Raw genomic sequence first — 19547 nt, 5'->3', positions numbered from 1 at the left:
CAGTGCGTCAACTTTCGAGGCTAAACAACTGATTTGTCTGCGTATTGTTAACCAGGGCACAGCGGAAATCCGCGCCTTGGCCCGCCATGGCACTTTAGTTGACTGTACCGTGAGAATTGAACTGCTTATGATTGCCGCGCCCATCCGATCCGATCCGAAATCTGTAGGAAAACGTCGTCATGTCCGCCCGAATCGGCCGTGCCCTCGGCCAGAATTTCCTGGGGCAAGCCCCCGCCTGGTACAAATACACCATTGTCGTCTTTTTGCTCATCAACCCCCTGGTGGCCTGGGTGCTCGGGCCGGAAGCGGCCGGCTGGTTACTGCTGGCGGAGTTCATCTTTACCCTGGCCTTGGCGCTGAAGTGTTATCCGCTGCAGCCAGGCGGCTTGCTGGCCATCGAGGCACTGCTGATCGGACTCGCCTCTCCCGCCACGGTGCTGCATAAGGTGGAAGGTAATCTGGAGGTGCTGCTGCTGTTGATCTTCATGGTGGCCGGCATCTTTTTCCTTAAGGATTTACTGCTTTACACCTTTACCCGGATTTTGCTCGGCGTGCGCTCCAAGGTACGCCTGAGCCTGCTGTTCTGCTTCGCCGCCGCTTTGTTGTCGGCCTTCCTCGACGCGCTGACCGTGACCGCCGTGGTCATCGCCGTCTGTACCGGCTTCTACGGTATTTATCACAAGGTGGCCTCCGGCAAGACGTTCCAGCAAAAACATGACCATGGCGATGACACCAGCGTGGAAGATTTGCACCGGGAAGATTTGCGCCGCTTCCGGGCTTTCCTGCGCAGCCTGCTCATGCATGCCGCCGTGGGGACCGCCCTGGGCGGTGTCTGCACCCTGGTGGGTGAACCCCAGAATCTGTTGATCGCCACCCGCGCGGACTGGGAGTTTGGTGAATTCTTCCTGCGCATGGCGCCGATCAGCCTGCCGGTGCTGGTGGTCGGCCTGCTCACCTGCCTGTTTCTGGAGGTCAGTGGCAGCTTCGGCTATGGCGAGGACATTCCTGAAAAGGTCCGCTCCATCATGCGTCAGCACGCGCTTGAGCAGGACCAGCGCCGCACCACCCGGGACAAGGTCAATCTGGTGGTGCAGGGGCTGATAGCCGTCTGGCTGGTAGTGGGACTGGCGACCCATGCGGCTTCGGTGGGGCTGGTGGGACTCAGCGTGATCATCCTCGCCACCGCCTTCTGCGGCATTATCGAGGAGCACCGGCTGGGACAGGCCTTCGAGGAAGCCTTACCGTTCACCGCCCTGTTGACGGTGTTCTTCGCGGTAGTGGCCGTCATTGCCGACCAACAGTTGTTCGCGCCGGTGATCGAATACGTGCTGACCCTGGATGAGCATATCCAGGGTCCCGCCTTCTATGTGGCCAATGGTGTGCTGTCAGCGGTCTCCGACAATGTTTTCGTGGCCACAGTCTACGTGGATGAGGTGGCCCAGGCGCTGCGCCTCAACGAGATCAACCGGGACACCTTTGATTTGCTGGCCGTGGCCATCAACACCGGAACCAATATCCCCTCCGTGGCCACGCCCAACGGTCAGGCCGCATTTCTGTTCCTGCTTACCTCGGCTCTCGCGCCGCTGGTGCGGTTATCCTACGGACGCATGGTTATGATGGCTCTGCCCTACACCATCACCATGAGTCTTACCGGCTTGCTGATGACGGTGATGGCGCTGGAGCCCGCCACCGAATGGATGTACCAGAACGGCTGGATTGAACATCACAGCGCCGCGGAATTGTCCGATAGTGAGCCCGGCGCCCAACACTGAAGCCGTCCCCCGCTCTCACACTAAAAAGCCCGACTTGCTGGTCGGGCTTTTTTTCGCCGTGTCATGGCGAGGCAAGTGCCGTCAGCACGGCCTACAGCGGAATATCCCGCTCACTGGCCTTGACGATTTCCTTCTTCAGGTCCTCGTAGCTGTGTACCGCCGGGAACTGAGGAAATTCCGCGATCACATTGTCCGGAGCGTGAAACAGAATGCCCTGCTCCGCCTCGGACAGCATGGTGGTGTCGTTGTAGGAGTCACCCGCGGCGATGACCCGGTAGTTCAGGCTGTGCAGTGCCTTGACCGAGGCTCGCTTGGGATCCTGCTGGCGCAGCACGTAGTCGATGATGCGGCCGTTACCGTCCACTTCCAGACGGTGACAGAACAGCGTCGGCTGACCCAGCTTGCGCATCAGGGGTAAGGCAAACTCGTAAAAGGTATCGGAAAGGATGATCAGTTGGAAATGCTCCCGCGCCCAATCGACGAAGGCCCGGGCGCCGTCCAGCGGTTCCAGGGTGTCGATCACCGCCTGGATATCCGGCAGACCATAGCCGTGCTGGTCAAGCAGCCCCAGCCGCATTCGCATCAGTTCGTCGTAATCGGGGATGTCCCGGGTGGTGGCCCGCAGTTCCTCGATTCCGGTGCGCTCGGCGAAGTTGATCCAGATCTCGGGGATCAGCACCCCTTCCAGATCAAGACATAACAATTCCACGTTGATCCCCCTTGGGGTTGAATGAAGATGACGGTGGTTGGCCGCGAACGGCGGTCCCGGCGTCTCCGGGCCGGCACCACCCGGCGTCTCCGGGCCGGCACAATGTAGCCGCGCCCTGGCCGCTTTGCAACGCGCTGGCGGGGATCGGAGCCCCTGAACCGGCGCTCACAGCATGGGCAGTTCGATGTTCTGAAACAGCGCCTCGCGTTCCTCGCGGGTGCTGGCCCGGACCGCCGCGTCAATGACATCGCGGGTCAGATGCGGCGCGAACAGCTGGATGAACTCGTACATGAAACCGCGCAGGAAGGTGCCTTTGCGGAAGCCGATCCGGGTGGTGCTGGGCTCGAACAGATGGCCGGCTTCCAGATTGACCAACCCTTTGTCCTGAACCGGATCCACCGCCATGTGGGCCACGATCCCCACCCCCATGCCAAGGCGCACATAGGTCTTGATCACGTCCGCGTCGGCGGCGGTGAACACCACTTTCGGCTCCAGGCCCTGCCGGGCGAAAGCATCGTCCAGCTTGCTGCGGCCGGTAAAACCGAACACATAGGTGACGATGGGGTACTCGGCAAGCGCTTCCAGAGTCAGCGGCTTGATCTTGGTGAGCGGGTGCCCTTCCGGCACCACCACGGTGCGGTTCCAGCGGTAGCACGGCATCATCACCAGATCGGAAAACAGATCCAGGGCTTCGGTGGCGATGGCGAAGTCCACACTGCCATCCGCCGCCATCTCGGAAATCTGCATGGGCGTGCCCTGATTCATGTGCAGGGAGACGTCCGGGAAGCGCTGGGTGAACTTCTGAATTACCGGGGGCAGTGCGTAACGGGCCTGGGTATGCGTGGTGGCAATGCTCAGGTCGCCCTTGGTCTCATCGCGGAACTCCTGGGCCACCCTCTTGATCGCTTCGGTCTGCTGGAGGATGTCCCCGGCGATACGCAGGATCGCCTCCCCCGCGGGGGTCACGTGGGTCAGATGCTTGCCGCTGCGGGCGAACACCTCGACCCCCAACTCGTCCTCCAGCATGCGGATCTGCTTACTGATGCCGGGCTGCGAGGTATACAGGGCCTGGGCCGTGGCGGACACATTCAGATCGTGGCGGGCCACTTCCCAGATATAACGAAGCTGCTGGAGTTTCATGGGCGCTCCCGGCCTATGCTGAACAGGTTATAAAAATATAAAGAACTATTCAGAGAAAGCATAGGGGGCGGCGTTTTTTCCACCAGGCGCGTGAACTGCCCCCCAGGCCCTTAGGGATCCGCCGGCGGCGCATTGGCGATGCCATGCGGAACATGGCCGGCGGCCACATGCTCACGGGCGGATTCGCAGTGGCCCTGTTGATCATCGAAAAACACATCGGCGCCGAAGGCGCGTAGAAACGGCCCTTTCGGCAGTCCGCCCAGGAACAGACTTTCGTCCAGGCGAATCCCCCAGGCCCGCAGGGTACGCACGACCCTTTCATGGGCCGGCGCCGAACGCGCGGTGACCAGAGCGGTGCGAATCGGGCATTGCTCCATTGGGAAGGCCTTCTGGATCTGATGCAGCGCCTCCAGAAAAGGCTTGAACGGCCCGTCGCTGAGGGGCTGCCAGGCAGCGGCCTTTTCGCTCTCCGCGAACGCCTCCAGGCCGGCGCTCTGGAAAACCCGCTCGGATTCGTCGGAAAACAACACCGCGTCGCCATCGAAGGCGATACGAAGGAGATCGTCCTGTTGTTCCAGAGGTCCGCCGGAAAGGATATTGGCGGCGGCGAAGCCGGCATCCAGCACCTGACGAACGTCATCCGGGCTGGTGGAAAGGAACAGGTGGGCGCCAAAAGCCGAGACATAACGATGCGGACTTTGCCCACCGGCAAAAGCCGCCCGGGTGATGGGGAGGCCGTAATGCTCTATGGAATTGAATACGCGCAAGCCGGTATCCGAGCTGTTGCGAGACAACAAAATCACTTCCACCCGATCGCGGCCCTGCTCCAACTGATTGATCGCCAACAGTTTGGTCACCAGAGGAAAGGCGTCACCGGGCTTGAGGATGTCGTCCTCATGGGCGGTCTGGTACTCCTGAAATGCGTCCAGCCCTTCCTCTTCGTACACCTTGTGGCTGTCGCTGAGATCGAACAGCGCCCGCGAACTGATCGCCACCACCAGCTTGCCGTCAAAGGAAATCGCCATATCCGTTTATCCCGTTATGCTGCGGGCAGTATCTCCGCTGGCCCGGCAAAGCTCAATGGCATTGCCGGAATGACGTGAATCATCGGCGCTGCGCTGTTGTCCAGCTCCAGGATGTGACATAAAGTTTCAGTGGCACCGCGGAGGATTCCAACCCGGTGCTGATCAACGCCCTCACACACATCCATCCGGGGAAAGGGAGTCATCCATGGCCGCGAATACAGTACGAAGCCGCCTTGACGATCTGCAGGCACAGATCCGCAAGCTGGCGGAACGTTTCGATAACGAAAGGGATAAACAGATCGCGCAACTGGAAAAACAGCTGGAAAAGGCTCGCCAGCGGCTTAATCAGGAGGTTGAGCGGCGCCGTGATACGCTCAATCGATTGGAGAAGCTGCAGGCGGAATACCGGAAGAAAGCCAATGCCACCGTCAAGCGGCAACTGGATCGCGCCCGCAAGGCAGTGGACGAGGCGCGCTCCCGGGTGGACGAATCGGAAGCCCGCAAGCGTTTCCTGGAAACCGAGGTCAAAGTGCTCAAGGCCACCGCCAAGCAAGCCAACAGTCTGGCCAAAGTCATCGGTCAATACCAGAAGGATCTGGAAAAGCGTGCCAAGGAGATTGAAAAGCGCGTTGGCGGTGATACGCCGAAAGCGGCACCTAAACCCAAAAAGGCCGCGGTGAAGAAGAAAGCCGCCACGCCCCGGAAGAAGGCCGCCGCCAAGAAAAAAACCACGGTTAAAAAGACGCCGGCAAAGAAAAAGGCGGCCACCCGTAAGAAAGCCGCCACCCGGGCCAAGAGTGCTCCAGACACATCCACTTCATCCACCCCGACCCAGGAAGACGCCTCCTGAGCCGAGCCGCGTCGGCGGTAATGCCGCCGGCGCGGTTAGAGCCTGTTCAGCCGAATCGATGCAGCAGGCTCTGATAGTACGCCACCACCGGCTTGCGGTGACTGCGTTCCATGGCGGGCAACCCCTTGTCCACGGCGGATGCGGAAGCCTTGTTGATGGTGGCGCGGGCGGTGGACACCAGGCCGCGGTTGATGGCGCCGAGTTTCAGGCTGCCCAGAGTCTTATCCAGATAGTTTTCGATCGCTCCGTCGGTGATGCCGTGCATCACTTCCACCAACTGCGCCATCTCCCCTTCCCCGTTGGCGAAGGATTCGAAAACCTGATTGGCACGCTCCGCCAGATCCGCTGGCAACGGGTAGCCGACGAAGACGCCGCCATCCTTCTCCAGCCGCAAGGAGCTGAAATGTTGAGCCAGAGCCTGTTGCTCCTCGACACTGGCTTTGCGCATCAAACGGCCGGCCAGTCCGTGGGCGGCCTTCTGGATCACCTTCATGGCCCCCATGATCATGTTCACCGCGGTGCCGCGCGCATTGACCGCTTCGATCGGGCCGGTGAAGTAGGTATGCAGGACTTCGTCGATGAAAGGATCGGTGATGCCATCCAGGTCCGCGGCATGGTTGCCAGACGGGTCATCCCGCATCTTGGCAAGAAAGGCATCGATACGCTGGCACAGTGTTTCGCTGGCGGGAAAGGCCACGTACAAGGTGTCACTCATAATCTGAACTCGGCTTCCAATGACTGATAAGGTGATTGCAAACAATGGAAAGCGCCGATCATACCCAATGGTATACAAGGCGCCCGCAGCCGTGACGCCTGAGTCGAGTGTCTTTTCAGTCAGTCCGCCGGCGCGGACAAAGTTGTTGCCGCCATTGCACCAGCACACCAGCAAGCCGCTCGGTGGCCTGCATGAACGCCTTCGCCTGCTCATCTTCCAGACGCAGGCGATCAAGATCCTCCCGGTTACGTTGAGCCGGGGTCAGCGCCTTGCGCGCATCGCCCCGGTGAAAGTTCTCGCAGTCGCTGGCCAACTGGTGGATCGCCGCCAGATCCACTTTCGGCGCGACCCGCGCTGGCAAACAGTCCAATAGCGCCGCCATCCTCAGACTGGCTTCACCGGCATCCACCTGACCTTGCATATAAGCGCGGCTGAGCACCTCCAGGCTTTCCAGCACCTGGGCGTGGCGATGCCGCTCAAGGGCGGCCTCACGGCGCCGTGACATCCAGCGCCAGATCAGCAGGCCCAACAGCACACCGATCAGCAGACCGATCCCGATTGCCAGGGCCAATTGCGCGGCCATCCCCATAAAGGTTCTCCTGGTTCACCTGTCTTCGTTGCTTACTTTCGACTCACCGGACCGCCACGGCGGCACGGTTGGCCGTTCCGACGGTCCCATGTTATACGGCGGCGCATGGGCGGTACGACGGCGCATTGCAAATCATCATCGCCGGTCTCATATTGCGCCGGGTGGGTCGCCGATCTTGTCCCATGGCCGGCGGCTCACTCGTCATGGGCCGGTCCTTGAGGCGGCACGGCACCCCCCATGCGAAGCGCAACATACCGGTTCAACCGGCCAGACGTCCAACCCGCCCCGTCTGGCGATGCTCGGGCAATGGTGCCAGACGCCAAGGCCATGCAAGGAAAATTTGAGGAGAGCCAAGCAGTGACGCTGAGCCTGCCCCCCTGGCTGCATCAACTGGGACAAACCCTGGAACCGTGGTTCCCCACTCTCACCTTGATCGGGCTGCTGATGGCGGTCATTTCCACCCTGGCCATTCCCTGGCTGGTGATTCGCATGCCGGCGGATTATTTCACCGCCGAGCGGCGCCCCACTCACTATCGGCACCCGGGGCATTGGGTGTTGTGGGCGTTGCGCAATGCTCTTGCGGTGGTGTTGTTGGTGGCGGGTCTGCTGATGCTGGTTCTGCCCGGACAAGGCCTTTTGACCATGCTGATCGCGGTCATGGTCAGCACTTTTCCGGGCAAATACCGTCTGGAAAGGGCCATTATTCGTCAACACAGTGTGTTCCGGGCGGTCAACTGGATTCGTCGTCGCCGGCGGCGGGAACCGCTGCACTATCCTCCGTGAACGAGGCCTCCATAAAAGAGGCCTTCCCAAGAGATGCCTCCGTAACGGATGGCTGTTGTAGAATAACCGCCCCGGCCCGGACCGGGTGACGCTTTCGCTACTTTCACGGAGACATTGATGGCCCTGGCGAGTCTCGCGATCCGCTGGCACGACACCGCACTTGATCTGCTCGATCAGCGCGCCCTGCCCGCCGACACTATCTGGCTGCGCATCACCAACGCGCGGGAAGCCGCTCATGCCATCCGCGAGATGGTAGTGCGCGGGGCGCCCGCCATCGGCATCACCGCCGGCTATGGTCTGGCGCTGGAAGCCCAGCGGCTTGGCGACCAAGCGTCCCTGGCGGCGCTGGCGCCGGCCTTCGAGGTGCTCGCCGAGAGCCGCCCCACCGCGGTGAATTTGTTCTGGGCGCTGGACCGGATGCGTGAGGCCGCCGGCGATCTCAGCGGCGCGGCTCTCGCCCGGCACCTGAGTGAGCAGGCCGAGCGCCTGCACCGGGACGATCTGGCCGCCAACCGGCGTCTCGGTGAGGCCGGTCTGTCTCTGCTACCCCCGGAGGCCCGGGTTTATACCCACTGCAACACCGGCGCTCTGGCCACCGGTGGCCACGGCACAGCCCTTGGCATCATCCGTTCCGCCTGGGAAGCAGGCCAATTGAGGTCGGTATATGCCGGCGAGACCCGCCCCTGGCTGCAAGGGGCTCGTCTGACCAGTTGGGAACTGATGCAGGACGGCATTCCCGTCACCCTGGTGGCGGACAGTTGCGCCGCCATGCTGATGGCCCAGGGCGAGGTGGATGTGGTGATCGTCGGCGCCGACCGTATCGCCGCCAACGGCGATACCGCCAATAAGATCGGCACCTATTCCCTGGCCGTGCTGGCCCGTCACCATGGCATCCCCTTTATTGTCGCGGCGCCGGATTCCACTCTGGACGCGGCGATGCAGGACGGTTCCGGTATCGTCATCGAGCAACGCCCTGCGGAGGAAGTCCGGCAGGTAGCGGGGCGGCCCTGCGCCCCGACGGACTGCCCGGTCTATAACCCCGCCTTTGATGTGACGCCGGCCGCCTTGATCAGCGCCATCGTTACCGAAAACGGGGTTATCCCGTCCCCCGACCCAACCGCCATGGCGGCGTATTTTGCCCGGAGTGCCTCATGAGCCAGCGCCCCTACTCCATCTCCGCTTTTCGTGAAGCCGCCCGCACCCTGGCGGCCACTGGCCACCGTCTGTATCAACACGGCTGGTCCCCCGCCACCAGCAGCAATTACTCAATACGGTTGAACGCCGGACACGCCGCCATTACCTGTTCTGGCAAGGACAAGGGGCTGCTGGAGGAAACCGATATCATGGTGGTGGATTTGCGGGGCCGCCCGGTGGGTGATGGCAAGCCCTCGGCAGAAACCCTGTTGCATACCCAGCTCTACCAGCGTTATGACCAGGTCGGCGCGGTGCTGCATACCCACAGCCATGCGTCCACCGTGTTGACCATGCATTGGCCGGCGGATCACCTTACCCTGGAAGGGTATGAGCTGTTGAAAGCGCTAGAGGGCATCACCACCCACGATACCCGGGTCACCTTGCCCGTGTTCGACAATACGCAGGATATCGCCGAGCTGTCGGCACGCGTGGATCAGGCCATGGACCAGGGCCTTGCCCGCCATGCTTACCTGATTCGCGGCCATGGTCTGTACACATGGGCCGCGGATATGGCCACTTGTTACCGCCAGTTGGAAGCATTGGAAACGCTGCTGGCCATTGAACTGGATCGTCGCCGGCTGGGTTGACCCCGCCCCACCGGCGTAAAGATCGTGAACAGGCTCTTAACGAGGATCACCCCATGAGTAATCTGAAAATTTTCCGCGACGGTGAGCCGGATAATCCGCAACTGGTGGTGGATAGCAAAGCCGCCATGGCGGTGGAACTGGCCAAGGTCGGGATCCGTTATGAACAATGGGAGGCAACCAAGCCGTTGACGGCCAGCCCACCCCAGGAAGAAGTGCTGGAAGCCTATGCCGAGGACATCGACCGCCTGAAGCGCGAGGAAGGCTACCAGACGGTGGACGTGGTCAGCATGCAACCGGATCATCCGGACAAAGCGGCGTTCCGGGAAAAGTTCCTGGACGAGCACCGCCACTCGGAAGACGAGGTTCGCTTCTTCGTCGAGGGTCAGGGGCTGTTTACCTTGCACATCGAGGATCAGGTTTATGAAGTGTTGTGCACCAAAGGCGACCTGATCTCCGTGCCAGCCAATACCGCGCACTGGTTCGACATGGGCCCGAATCCGCATTTCGTGGCCATCCGGTTGTTCAATAATCCGGAAGGCTGGGTGGCCAACTTCACTGGCAGCGATATCGCCGGCCGGTTCAGCCGCCTGGAGAACTGAGACGATGGCGATCGAGGTCATTCTCACCGACATCGAAGGCACCACCAGCAGCATCTCCTTCGTCAAGGAGGTGCTGTTTCCCTATGCGGACCGGGAAATGGAGGCTTTCCTGCGGACGCATTGGGAGCGGCCCGCCGTGGCGGAATGCGTGGCCCAGGCCCGTGCGGAGAGCGGCCAGCCGCTGGCGTCACCGGAGCAAGCCGCGGCCTTGTTCCGGGGCTGGATTGCCGAGGATCGCAAGATCACATCTCTGAAAACGTTGCAGGGCATGATCTGGCAAACGGGCTATGAGAACGGCGACTACCAGGCCCACATGTATTCCGACGCGGTGGAACGGCTCCGGCAGTGGCAGGCCCGGGGGTTGAAGCTGTACGTGTATTCGTCCGGCTCCATTGCCGCCCAGAAGTTGTTCTTCGGTCACAGTGTGGCCGGTGACCTGACACCGTTGTTCAGCGGCTATTACGACACCACCAGCGGCGGCAAGAAAGACGCCGACAGCTACCGGGGTATCACCGCCGACATCGGCGTGGCTCCTGAGCGGGTGTTGTTTCTCTCCGACGTGGAAGCGGAACTGGACGCGGCGCGGGAGGCCGGCTTGAATACCACCTTGCTGGACCGCGAGAAGGTTCTGCGGAACTCCCCGCATGCCCGCGCCGAAACCTTTTACGACATCGAGCTCTGACACCGGTAGATGATGAATTTGGCGTTGCCGTCCACCACATCCACTTGAGCGAATGCCCGCCGCAACGGCGGGCGATAAGGCAAATGCCGATTCGCCACTACCCACAACGCCCCTGCATCCGCCAAATGCCGCCGGGCATGACGAAACAGCGTCAACGCCACCCGATCGTCGACGGCATGGCCCCGGTGGAACGGCGGGTTCAGCACAATCAGGTCAAACCGTTGCTCCAGGCCGTCCAGACCGTTGCCGAGATGGAATCGGCAACGGTCTGGGTCGGGAATATAAAGGGCCGCGTTACGACGTGCGCTTTCCACCGCGAGAAAGGATTCATCGCAGAACGTCACCCGGGCCCGGGGATTGTCCGCCGCCAGCGTCAGGCCCAGCACGCCATTACCGCACCCCAGATCCGCGATCTCCCCTTCCACCTGCCGGGGCAGATGGTCCAGCAGGAAGCGCGCGCCGATATCCAGATGCTGGCGCCCGAAGACGCCGGCGCCGGTATGCAGTTTCCAGCCACGCTCCGGCACGCTGACCAACGCCGCTTCCGGTGCCGGCTCAAGGGTCTTGCCCGGGGCAACAGCCGAGAATCGGCGCGCCTTTTTCCAGCCCAACTCCGCCCGGCCATTGCCCAGATAAGTCTCCATCAAAGGCACCAGGTTCGGCGGCAGGTGCTTGTCCATCCCGGCAAGCCAGACCGGTGTGCCTTCCGGAAGAATCCGCGCCAGCCAGGCCAGTTGCGCCTGCAGCAGCGACAATTCCTTGGGAACCCGCATCAGTACCTGGTCAGGCCGGATCGAAGGCTCTTGCCAAGGCCACGACCAGCCGGCTTCCGGTAATGTCATGGCGTTGTCGGAGGCGTTGGCCACCGCCGCGCGCCAGGCCAGCCAGGAATCACCGTGGCTGCATGCAGGGCCACGCCGCAGCGCCGTCAACCACAAGGCGCCGCATTGGTCGTTTACCACCAGTGTGGCCGGCCCCGCCCCCTGCTCTTGCAAGGTCTTGAGCAAATACCGGTCCGCCGCGTCCCAGGCTTGCAGGCGCTCATCGCGCCGGCGGGGCCAGCGTCGCAGGCGCAGATCGTCCAGTTGTTCAGGTAATTCGGGCATCAAAACGGCTATCAGGCAGGGCTGGGAAGGCGCATTGTACGGGGAATTGAGCAGAATATGGACAACCGGATAAATTCCCGTTGCAAAACAGTAGCATTCTGAAAATTCGCTGCTAGAATACGCCCCCACATTCGGAGTATAGCTCAGCCTGGTAGAGCACTACGTTCGGGACGTAGGGGTCGCAGGTTCGAATCCTGCTACTCCGACCAAATAAAAAAAGCCGGCCCTCGGGCCGGCTTTTTTTATGTCGATCAGAAAGTGTAGACCACGGAGACCCGGGTTTCCTGGTCGCTGCGGTGACTGCCGTCATCCGGCACCTTGGAGTTACGCTTCAGCAGATGGCTGAGCCGTAGTGAGAAATGATCGTTGATCTTGGACGTCAGCGAGGTTTCCGCCCGCACCACGGTGTTCTCATCGCCCACTTCGGTGGTGAAATCTTCCTTGAAGGAAGCGGTTTCGGAGATCTTCCACTCGTATTTGGCGGCGAAACGGCCGATCAGACTCTCCTCGGTATCCTCGCAGCTGGTGTAGGAATCAGAGGGATCGAGGCAGTCCACGCGGTAACCGGGACCGGCTTCCAGGTCCAGAGTGTGGGTTTCCGTATCCAGGAAACGGCGGCCAAGACCAATGGCATAGCTGGCCTGGTAATGGTAGCCGGAGAAGTTATCTTTATCGTAGGTCACGATATTGAAGATGTAGTTCCGGCCAAGGTCTCCGAACTTGCGATCCAGCTTGTAGGAACCGTAATAGCGTTCGGCGGTGCGCTCATCCTCGCGGGTGTCGTCATTGCGAGACATCTCATTGACCGCTTCCATTTTGCCGGTATGGCGCCACACCCGGCCATCGTGGGTCAGATTTGCCGCGGCGGCGAGGTTCTGGGAGCGGGTGTTGCCGGACTTCAGAAGGTACGAGCCTTCCAGTTCGATGTCCCAGCCACGCGGTTTGGCGGCTTCTTCCGACTCCTGGGCGTGACTCAGGGTTGGCCCCGCCGCCAGGGCGCATGCCAGGACAAAGCATTGTTTGCGCATCATGCCTCCTACGCTATGTTGATGATTCAAAGCCCGTTCCGGGGCCATTGACGGTAAAAGGGCGCATTATGCGCAAACGCGCGCGCCTGCCCCACCGTATACAGTGCATTGGCGGTTTTTTTTACAATATGGCTATCAACCGGTCACAATCCGGCCCTCGCCGAAAGCACCATGAGTAAGATCATGGCAACGGCGCTCAGTATAGCGGGCACTCGGGTGCGTTGGGCAACACCGTCCCAGCCGCTATAATGCGCCCCCGGTCACCCAACGGAGCAGTTCATGTCCAACCAACGCCGCGCGCAGCTCGCCTCTCTTCTGCAGGATCGCATCGTCATCCTGGACGGGGGCATGGGCACCATGATCCAGCGCCTCAAGCTCAGCGAAGAAGACTACCGGGGCGCTCAGTACGCGGACTGGCACTGCGATCTGAAGGGCAATAACGACCTTCTGTCCATTACTCAGCCGGAAAAAATCGAGGCGTTGCATCGCGCCTACCTGGAAGCCGGTGCCGATATCATCGAGACCAACTCTTTCAACAGTACCGCCATCGCCATGGCGGACTACGACATGCAGGCGCTGGCCCATGAATTGAACAAGGCCTCCGCCGAGGTGGCCCGTCGCGCCGCCGACGCGGTGGCCACGCCGGAACGGCCGCGGTTCGTCGCCGGGGTTCTTGGCCCCACCAACCGCACCGCCAGTATCAGCCCGGATGTGAACGACCCCAGCTACCGCAACGTCAACTTCGACACCTTGGTGGAAGCGTATCTGGAAGCCGTGGACGGTCTGGTCCAGGGTGGTTCGGATCTGATTCTGATCGAAACCATCTTCGATACTTTGAACGCCAAGGCCGCGGTGTTCGCGGTGGATCAGTACTGTTACGAGCGAGGCCTCGATCTGCCGGTAATGATTTCCGGCACCATTACCGATGCCTCCGGCCGTACGCTTACCGGGCAGACCACCGAGGCTTTCTATAATTCGCTGCGCCATGCCAGACCGATTTCCATCGGCCTGAACTGCGCTTTGGGCCCCATGGAGCTGCGCCCTTACATCGAAGAGCTGTCGCGCATTTCCGAATTCCACGTCTCCGCCCACCCCAATGCCGGACTGCCCAACGAAATGGGCGAGTACGACCTGGATCCGGACACCATGGCGAAGGAAATCCGTGGTTGGGCACAAAAAGGCTTTCTTAACATTATCGGCGGCTGCTGTGGCACCACCCCGGAACACATCGCCGCCATGGCGGCGGCGGTGCGGGACTGTGCCCCCCGTGCCCTGCCCGCGATCCCGGTGCAATGCCGCCTGTCCGGCCTGGAGCCATGCAGCATCGCACCCGATTCCCTGTTCGTGAACGTGGGCGAGCGCACCAATGTCACCGGTTCCAAACGCTTTCTGCGCCTGATCAAGGAAGGCGACTACGATACCGCCCTGGATGTGGCCCGGGACCAGGTGGAAAACGGCGCCCAGATCATCGATATCAACATGGACGAGGGCATGCTCGATTCGCTCGAGTGCATGGTCCGGTTCCTCAATCTGGTGGCCTCGGAACCGGAAATTTCCAAAGTGCCGATCATGATCGATTCCTCCAAGTGGGAGGTGATCGAAGCCGGCCTGAAATGCATTCAGGGCAAGGGGGTGGTGAACTCCATCTCCCTCAAGGAAGGTGAAGAGGCGTTCCTGAATCAGGCTCGGCTGATCCGCCGCTATGGCGCCGCCACCGTGGTGATGGCGTTCGATGAGGACGGCCAGGCGGAAACCCGTGAGCAGAAGGTGGCGATCTGCAGCCGCGCCTACAAGCTGCTGACCGAAGAGGTGGGCTTCCCGCCGGAAGACATTATCTTTGACCCGAACATCTTCGCCATCGCCACCGGCATCGAGGAACACAACAATTACGCGGTGGACTTCATCGAGGCCGTGGCGGAGATCAAACGCACCCTGCCCCACGCCCTGATTTCCGGCGGTGTCTCCAACGTGAGTTTCTCGTTCCGGGGCAACAACCCGGTGCGCGAGGCGATTCACGCGGTGTTTTTATACCACGCCATCCAAAATGGCATGGACATGGGTATCGTCAACCCGTCGCAATTGGCGATTTACGCGGACATTCCGGCGGAACTGCGCGACGCTGTGGAAGACGTGGTACTGAATCGCCGGGAAGATGGCACTGAACGTCTTCTCGATCTGGCCGAAAAATACCGTGACAGCGGCGATGAGGAAACCAAGAAGGAAGATCAGGAATGGCGCTCCTGGCCGGTGGAGAAACGGCTCGAGCACGCCCTGGTCAAAGGCATCACCGACCATGTGGAAAGCGATACCGAGGAGGCCCGGCTTCGGGCGGAGCGCCCTCTGCACGTGATCGAAGGCCCGCTGATGGACGGCATGAACGTGGTTGGCGACCTTTTCGGCGCCGGTAAGATGTTCCTGCCCCAGGTGGTGAAATCCGCCCGGGTAATGAAAAAGGCGGTGGCCTATTTGCTGCCGTTCATGGAAAAGGAAAAAGAGGAAATGGGCACCCAGGATGAGTCCAACGGGCGCATTCTGATGGCCACGGTGAAGGGGGATGTTCACGACATCGGCAAGAACATCGTTGGCGTGGTGCTGCAGTGCAACGGCTACGAGGTCATCGACCTCGGTGTCATGGTGCCCTGCGATAAAATCCTTGAAACCGCCCGTGCGGAAAAGGTGGACATCATCGGTCTGTCCGGCTTGATCACCCCATCCCTGGACGAAATGGTCCATGTGGCCAGTGAAATGGAACGCCTGGAGATGGATCTGCCATTGATGATCGGCGGCGCCACCACCAGCCGCATCCACACCGCGGTAAAGATCGACCCCAACTATCGCCATGCCGTGGTCCATGTGGCGGACGCTTCCCGTGCCGTTGGCGTGGTTTCCCGGTTACTGTCCGATACTCAGAAAGACGGTTACGTGGAAGAGACCAAGGCCACCTACCAGGAGCTGCGCGAACGACGCAAGCAACAGCAGGTGGACCGCTCCCTGGTGAGCATCGACAAGGCCCGGCAACACCGGTTCCAGCCGGACTGGAGTAACTACACACCGCCGGAGCCGAAGATCAAGGGCCTCAAGGTGTTTGACGATTATCCTCTGGAAGAGCTGGTGGAGCGCATCGACTGGACGCCGTTTTTCCGCTCCTGGGAACTGGCCGGCCGCTTCCCCCGTATTCTCGAGGACGAAGTGGTGGGCGAGGAAGCCACCCGGCTTTACCAGGACGCGCGCGCCATGCTGGACCGCCTGCTCAAGGAAAAATGGCTCACCGCGCGGGGCGTGATCGGCTTCTGGCCAGCGCAATCGGACATGGACGATATTCAACTGTTCCGACAGCCTGGCGATGCCGAGCCGTTCATGACGCTGCATCACCTGCGCCAGCAACTGGACCGGGAAAAGAACGATAAACCGGACTATTGCCTGAGTGATTTCATCGCGCCGAAAGACAGCGGCAAACAGGACTGGCTGGGCGGCTTCGCGGTTACTACCGGCATTGGTATCGATGAGCATGTGGCGCGCTTCGAGGCGGACCATGACGATTATTCCGCGATCATGCTCAAGGCCTTGGCGGACCGGCTTGCCGAGGCGTTCGCCGAACGCCTGCATGAACGGGTGCGCAAGGAGTTCTGGGGATACGCCGCGGACGAGACTCTGGATAATGACGCTCTGATTTCCGAGCAATACCGGGGCATTCGCCCCGCCCCCGGTTACCCGGCCTGCCCGGATCACACCGAGAAAGCCTTGCTGTGGGAGCTGCTTGAGCCGGAAAAAAACGCCGGCATGACGCTTACCGATCACTACGCCATGTTCCCTGCGGCGGCGGTATCCGGTTGGTACTTCTCTCACCCGGAAGCCAAGTACTTCGGTACTGGAAAGCTCGGCAAGGATCAAATGGACGACTACGCCGCCCGTAAGGGGATGAGCCGAAAGGAAATCGAGAAGATGGTTCCTCACTTGCTCGGCTATATCGACGAGGACTAGCCGCCCGGCCCAGGCGGCGCGTTCCGGGCCACGGTGCCCGCCGCGCCGTCCAGGGCCACCCTCTCCTCGTCGCGCACGCCGTGCAAGGCATCGGCCAACCCCCATACCGCCGGGATGCCGCAGGCCCGGGCCAGGCTGGCGGCGGGGTTGGCCGGGTCCCGGCGGCTCAGGATCAAGGCGCTGGCGCGGGCCAGCCAGGGGGTCCAGGCGGCGTCCGCTTCGTCCAGCACCAGCACGTCCCCGGGCCGGATGTTGTTCAGTGCCCAGGCACTGCAGATTCGGCGTACCGGTCCCTCCACCCGACCCGCCACCAATGGCAGTCCGAGCAATAAAGGTTCGGAGGGGCTGCCCCCGAAACCATAGCCGATGCGATCCATTTTCCAGTCCGGCGCGCCGACCAGAGCGTCTTCCAAATAGCGGACCTTGCGTTGGGCGATGATGCGCCCGGCGGCGGATTTGGGAATACGGCGCTGCATCCACAAGATCCACAGCTCATCGAAGTATAGAAAATGGATATCGTCCGGATGGGCCAGTAACTCCTGCGATACCAGTTCGCGGGCGGCATGAACCAGCCATCCCCGCAGTTGTTCCGCCAGTTTCTGGCGCAATGCCCGCGCCCGCTTTGCCACCGACAACCAGGCGGCTATCTCCGTATCCAACCGGTCGCCAGGATCATGACGCCGCCGCCGTTCCCCGGCTGCCTCCAATACCGCTTTCAGGGAAGGACTGTCCTGAACGGATGCGTGCACCGGATCATCGCCCGGGCGCAGCGTCGCCAGCTCCGGTCCCTCTCCTGTGTCCCCTTCATCCCTCTTTCCCCGATCCCCCATTTTCAAATTAAGGGCCTGATCCAGAGCCCGCAATTCAGAGGCCGTCAGCAGTGATGTGAGTGGAAAGGGCTGGGCATGGTAATGCGACAATTCCGGCAACCACAGATAACACAAACGGCCTTCCAGGCGGGCCAGGCGTTCGCCAATGCGATCCAGTTCGATAAGCTGGTGCCAGAGGGCATCCCGGTCGCCCACGGCCCGCTCATGTTTCAGCTGGAGCTGTTTCTGGCGGTGCTCCAGTACCGCCAGAGCCCACCGCCAGCGCCGGCGTGGCGGTGAAAGCCGACGGCGGGTGGTTGCATCGTCCAGAGACTCCGGTGGCTGCCAGGCGGGTGGCACCTGTAGCCAGGCCGCCGGCCAGGTTTCCGCCAGGCGCCGGAAGTAAAGCCCGTTACTGTACAAATGGCTGTGCTGACGCCGGTAAGGCTCGACGTTCTCCAGTTCCTTCCAACCGTAACGGCGAGCCAGAGGCCACCAAAAGGCGGTTTTCAGCCAGCGCCCTTCCAGGGTATACCACAGGGGGGTCAGAGCCTGATTGAACAAGGCACCGCCGGCCCGACGGTTCCAGGCTTCCTCGGGCACTGGTAGTGAACCCACGGGCAGGCTCTGCAACAGCCAGATCCGCTCGCCGTCATATACCCACTCGCCGGCCTGCGGATGATCAAACCGGTTGCGCAGCATCTGTCCCAGGGTCACCAGAGCTTCCGCGGGTACGATCCGGTCCAGAGCCGGGGAGCCGTCACCACGATGTACCAACCGTCCATCCGCGTCGAACACCAGCCGCTGCCGCTGCCCTGCTCCGGCGCGAACGCCCTCCACCACCATGTGGGACAGATCCTGGCGCAACGGATGGCGGGTAAACAGAACTCCGGCGGCCTGCAAATTCGGCAATGCCTGGATTATGGCGTGATCCGGGCCGGGGCGGTGTTCGAACAACTGATGAAGGGCGCGGGCCAGCGCTTGGTCACTGTCCAGCTTCAGCAGGCTTTCCCGTCTGGAGCGAGGATTCATCACACCGTGATGCAGCACCCAGCGACGTTGTCGACCGAACATGCGCGGTAAAGCACGCAGGCGGCGGGCGAGATCATCCACCTGCAGTGCCAGCACCGCCTCCCGGCTGACCCGCCAGCTCGGTGGTATCGGCAACCCTGATGCCGCCCAGCGCTGAACATTCTCGGCCCCGCTGGCGTCCGGACCCAGTACTTCGATACCACTCATGCGCTGGCAGGACTCCCCCGTCCCGCCAGCCGCAGACCGGTGAAATAAATCACGGGTGTCAGTATGGCAACTCCGACGGACAGCACCAGAGCGATACCGCCGAACAGCACTGGCGCTTTCATCAATGTGCTCATGAGTGAATCCTGCCAGTAGAAAAACCATTCATGTTCGGGTGGAAAGAGCCAGATATGAAACTGGTAAAACACCGCCTCCGGGCCGGCCACCAGCAGCCAACCCGCCAGTCCCAGCAACGGCGCGGCCAGGGCAATCAGGCGACTGCCAGCGGGCGGGCGGTGCTGACACCGCACCCATAGGGCCAACGGCCACCAGAGACAGGCGGCAATCAACGTGATCACCGTTCCCATACGGATAAGATGAGCCACATCCCTGAGGTGCAGGATTTCCGCCTCCCGCAGCAGCGGAACGGGTTGTTCCAGGCGATTGGGATAGTGGATGTCTTCCAACCCCTCGCCGTTGTTGTGGACGGCATTGCGGATTTGGTGGAACAGCGCCTGATATTGCTCCGCCTCGAGCCGTTCGAAGTCCCTACGGTATCGGTTCTGAGGACCGTATTCCTGGATGTGCTCCTCAATATCCAGGGTTGGATACCAGAACGAGTAGCCATAGTCGCACAGGCTATAGAATCCCCAACTGACGCCAAGCGCCAGGACCATGGCGTTGAGGGTATACAGCCACCAGGCCGCCAGGGCGGCGGCGCCACCAACGCGCCCCTTCATCG

Annotated in this window: 17 protein-coding genes and 1 tRNA gene; 9 read left to right on the top strand and 9 right to left on the bottom strand. The window is 61.5% G+C overall.

Annotated elements, in window-relative coordinates; genetic code table 11:
• Positions 1 to 179: 179 nt before the first annotated feature.
• Entirely contained in the window at positions 180 to 1772 is a 1593-nt protein-coding gene (gene nhaB / locus RYH70_RS10245; protein ID WP_317010144.1) for a sodium/proton antiporter NhaB, read from the top strand.
• A gap of 91 nt (positions 1773 to 1863) precedes the next feature.
• Here the strand turns inward: nhaB and thrH are convergent, their stop codons facing one another.
• From thrH to RYH70_RS10230, 3 genes are all read right to left on the bottom strand, one after another.
• Positions 1864 to 2481 (bottom strand): bifunctional phosphoserine phosphatase/homoserine phosphotransferase ThrH, encoded by a 618-nt coding sequence (gene thrH, locus RYH70_RS10240; RefSeq protein WP_022995944.1) that lies wholly within the window; start codon positions 2479 to 2481, stop codon positions 1864 to 1866.
• Positions 2482 to 2646: 165 nt separating this feature from the next.
• A complete protein-coding gene (cysB, locus tag RYH70_RS10235) occupies positions 2647 to 3621 on the bottom strand; it encodes an HTH-type transcriptional regulator CysB (RefSeq protein ID WP_026949316.1) in 975 nt (324 codons plus the stop codon).
• A 110-nt stretch (positions 3622 to 3731) separates the two neighbouring features.
• On the bottom strand, positions 3732 to 4646 hold the full coding sequence (locus tag RYH70_RS10230; protein ID WP_022995942.1) for a 5'-nucleotidase: 915 nt from the start codon (positions 4644 to 4646) through the stop codon (positions 3732 to 3734).
• Positions 4647 to 4851: 205 nt separating this feature from the next.
• On the opposite strand from RYH70_RS10230, the gene RYH70_RS10225 reads away from it, so the two are divergent.
• A complete protein-coding gene (locus tag RYH70_RS10225) occupies positions 4852 to 5496 on the top strand; it encodes a hypothetical protein (protein ID WP_022995941.1) in 645 nt (214 codons plus the stop codon).
• 46 nt (positions 5497 to 5542) lie between these two features.
• Here RYH70_RS10225 and RYH70_RS10220 read toward each other — a convergent pair whose 3' ends face one another.
• Both RYH70_RS10220 and RYH70_RS10215 read right to left on the bottom strand, forming a co-directional pair.
• Positions 5543 to 6211, bottom strand: a complete 669-nt coding sequence (locus RYH70_RS10220; protein WP_022995940.1) for a hypothetical protein — start codon at positions 6209 to 6211, stop codon at positions 5543 to 5545.
• A 115-nt stretch (positions 6212 to 6326) separates the two neighbouring features.
• Positions 6327 to 6800 (bottom strand): DUF2489 domain-containing protein, encoded by a 474-nt coding sequence (locus RYH70_RS10215; protein WP_317010143.1) that lies wholly within the window; start codon positions 6798 to 6800, stop codon positions 6327 to 6329.
• A gap of 357 nt (positions 6801 to 7157) precedes the next feature.
• Here RYH70_RS10215 and RYH70_RS10210 point away from each other — a divergent pair, with 357 nt between their 5' ends.
• From RYH70_RS10210 to mtnC, 5 genes are all read left to right on the top strand, one after another.
• Positions 7158 to 7583, top strand: a complete 426-nt coding sequence (locus RYH70_RS10210; protein ID WP_055100111.1) for a hypothetical protein — start codon at positions 7158 to 7160, stop codon at positions 7581 to 7583.
• Positions 7584 to 7700: 117 nt separating this feature from the next.
• Entirely contained in the window at positions 7701 to 8738 is a 1038-nt protein-coding gene (mtnA, locus tag RYH70_RS10205; protein ID WP_284455535.1) for an S-methyl-5-thioribose-1-phosphate isomerase, read from the top strand.
• Complete coding sequence (locus tag RYH70_RS10200) at positions 8735 to 9364, top strand: methylthioribulose 1-phosphate dehydratase (RefSeq protein WP_063139571.1); 630 nt, start codon at positions 8735 to 8737, stop codon at positions 9362 to 9364. Before mtnA ends, RYH70_RS10200 begins: the two co-directional genes overlap by 4 nt.
• 53 nt (positions 9365 to 9417) lie before the next feature.
• Positions 9418 to 9963 (top strand): 1,2-dihydroxy-3-keto-5-methylthiopentene dioxygenase, encoded by a 546-nt coding sequence (locus RYH70_RS10195; RefSeq protein WP_284455536.1) that lies wholly within the window; start codon positions 9418 to 9420, stop codon positions 9961 to 9963.
• Positions 9964 to 9967: 4 nt separating this feature from the next.
• Positions 9968 to 10645 carry an acireductone synthase gene (gene mtnC, locus RYH70_RS10190; RefSeq protein ID WP_055100044.1) on the top strand — a complete coding sequence of 226 codons (678 nt, stop codon included), beginning with the start codon at positions 9968 to 9970 and terminating at the stop codon, positions 10643 to 10645.
• Here mtnC and RYH70_RS10185 read toward each other — a convergent pair.
• On the bottom strand, positions 10627 to 11751 hold the full coding sequence (locus RYH70_RS10185; protein WP_284455537.1) for a methyltransferase: 1125 nt from the start codon (positions 11749 to 11751) through the stop codon (positions 10627 to 10629). The two genes, mtnC and RYH70_RS10185, sit on opposite strands and share 19 nt — an antisense overlap.
• 132 nt (positions 11752 to 11883) lie before the next feature.
• Between RYH70_RS10185 and RYH70_RS10180 the strand changes: the two genes are divergently transcribed.
• Positions 11884 to 11960 (top strand) — tRNA-Pro (locus RYH70_RS10180).
• A gap of 42 nt (positions 11961 to 12002) precedes the next feature.
• Here RYH70_RS10180 and RYH70_RS10175 read toward each other — a convergent pair.
• The gene (locus RYH70_RS10175; RefSeq protein WP_244168525.1) at positions 12003 to 12782 is read right to left on the bottom strand and encodes a DUF481 domain-containing protein; all 780 of its coding nucleotides are present in this window, start codon (positions 12780 to 12782) and stop codon (positions 12003 to 12005) included.
• A 276-nt stretch (positions 12783 to 13058) separates the two neighbouring features.
• Between RYH70_RS10175 and metH the strand changes: the two genes are divergently transcribed.
• Entirely contained in the window at positions 13059 to 16760 is a 3702-nt protein-coding gene (gene metH, locus RYH70_RS10170; protein WP_080530944.1) for a methionine synthase, read from the top strand.
• On the opposite strand, the gene RYH70_RS10165 is transcribed toward metH, so the two are convergent.
• Together RYH70_RS10165 and RYH70_RS10160 are read right to left on the bottom strand one after the other, a co-directional pair.
• Positions 16757 to 18808 carry a PEP-utilizing enzyme gene (locus RYH70_RS10165; protein WP_284455863.1) on the bottom strand — a complete coding sequence of 684 codons (2052 nt, stop codon included), beginning with the start codon at positions 18806 to 18808 and terminating at the stop codon, positions 16757 to 16759. The two genes, metH and RYH70_RS10165, sit on opposite strands and share 4 nt — an antisense overlap.
• Positions 18805 to 19545, bottom strand: a complete 741-nt coding sequence (locus tag RYH70_RS10160; RefSeq protein WP_055100049.1) for a lipoprotein intramolecular transacylase Lit — start codon at positions 19543 to 19545, stop codon at positions 18805 to 18807. The genes RYH70_RS10165 and RYH70_RS10160 overlap by 4 nt, the downstream gene beginning before the upstream one ends.
• Positions 19546 to 19547 lie beyond the last annotated feature (2 nt).

The sequence above is a fragment of the Alloalcanivorax xenomutans genome, from assembly GCF_032810065.1.
In the GTDB taxonomy this organism is placed as follows: domain Bacteria; phylum Pseudomonadota; class Gammaproteobacteria; order Pseudomonadales; family Alcanivoracaceae; genus Alloalcanivorax; species Alloalcanivorax xenomutans.
This window is presented reverse-complemented; position numbering and strand designations above follow the sequence as displayed.

Excerpts from the sequence above, each read along its gene's own strand:
- RYH70_RS10200 (WP_063139571.1), top strand. The coding sequence starts at position 8,735 with ATGAGCCAGCGCCCCTACTCCATCTCCGCTTTTCGTGAAGCCGCCCGC.
- RYH70_RS10175 (WP_244168525.1), bottom strand. The coding sequence starts at position 12,782 with ATGATGCGCAAACAATGCTTTGTCCTGGCATGCGCCCTGGCGGCGGGG.
- RYH70_RS10215 (WP_317010143.1), bottom strand. The coding sequence starts at position 6,800 with ATGGGGATGGCCGCGCAATTGGCCCTGGCAATCGGGATCGGTCTGCTG.
- cysB (WP_026949316.1), bottom strand. The coding sequence starts at position 3,621 with ATGAAACTCCAGCAGCTTCGTTATATCTGGGAAGTGGCCCGCCACGAT.
- nhaB (WP_317010144.1), top strand. The coding sequence starts at position 180 with ATGTCCGCCCGAATCGGCCGTGCCCTCGGCCAGAATTTCCTGGGGCAA.
- RYH70_RS10230 (WP_022995942.1), bottom strand. The coding sequence starts at position 4,646 with ATGGCGATTTCCTTTGACGGCAAGCTGGTGGTGGCGATCAGTTCGCGG.
- RYH70_RS10220 (WP_022995940.1), bottom strand. The coding sequence starts at position 6,211 with ATGAGTGACACCTTGTACGTGGCCTTTCCCGCCAGCGAAACACTGTGC.
- metH (WP_080530944.1), top strand. The coding sequence starts at position 13,059 with ATGTCCAACCAACGCCGCGCGCAGCTCGCCTCTCTTCTGCAGGATCGC.
- RYH70_RS10160 (WP_055100049.1), bottom strand. The coding sequence starts at position 19,545 with ATGAAGGGGCGCGTTGGTGGCGCCGCCGCCCTGGCGGCCTGGTGGCTG.
- RYH70_RS10195 (WP_284455536.1), top strand. The coding sequence starts at position 9,418 with ATGAGTAATCTGAAAATTTTCCGCGACGGTGAGCCGGATAATCCGCAA.
- RYH70_RS10225 (WP_022995941.1), top strand. The coding sequence starts at position 4,852 with ATGGCCGCGAATACAGTACGAAGCCGCCTTGACGATCTGCAGGCACAG.
- mtnA (WP_284455535.1), top strand. The coding sequence starts at position 7,701 with ATGGCCCTGGCGAGTCTCGCGATCCGCTGGCACGACACCGCACTTGAT.
- RYH70_RS10165 (WP_284455863.1), bottom strand. The coding sequence starts at position 18,808 with ATGAGTGGTATCGAAGTACTGGGTCCGGACGCCAGCGGGGCCGAGAAT.
- mtnC (WP_055100044.1), top strand. The coding sequence starts at position 9,968 with ATGGCGATCGAGGTCATTCTCACCGACATCGAAGGCACCACCAGCAGC.
- RYH70_RS10185 (WP_284455537.1), bottom strand. The coding sequence starts at position 11,751 with ATGCCCGAATTACCTGAACAACTGGACGATCTGCGCCTGCGACGCTGG.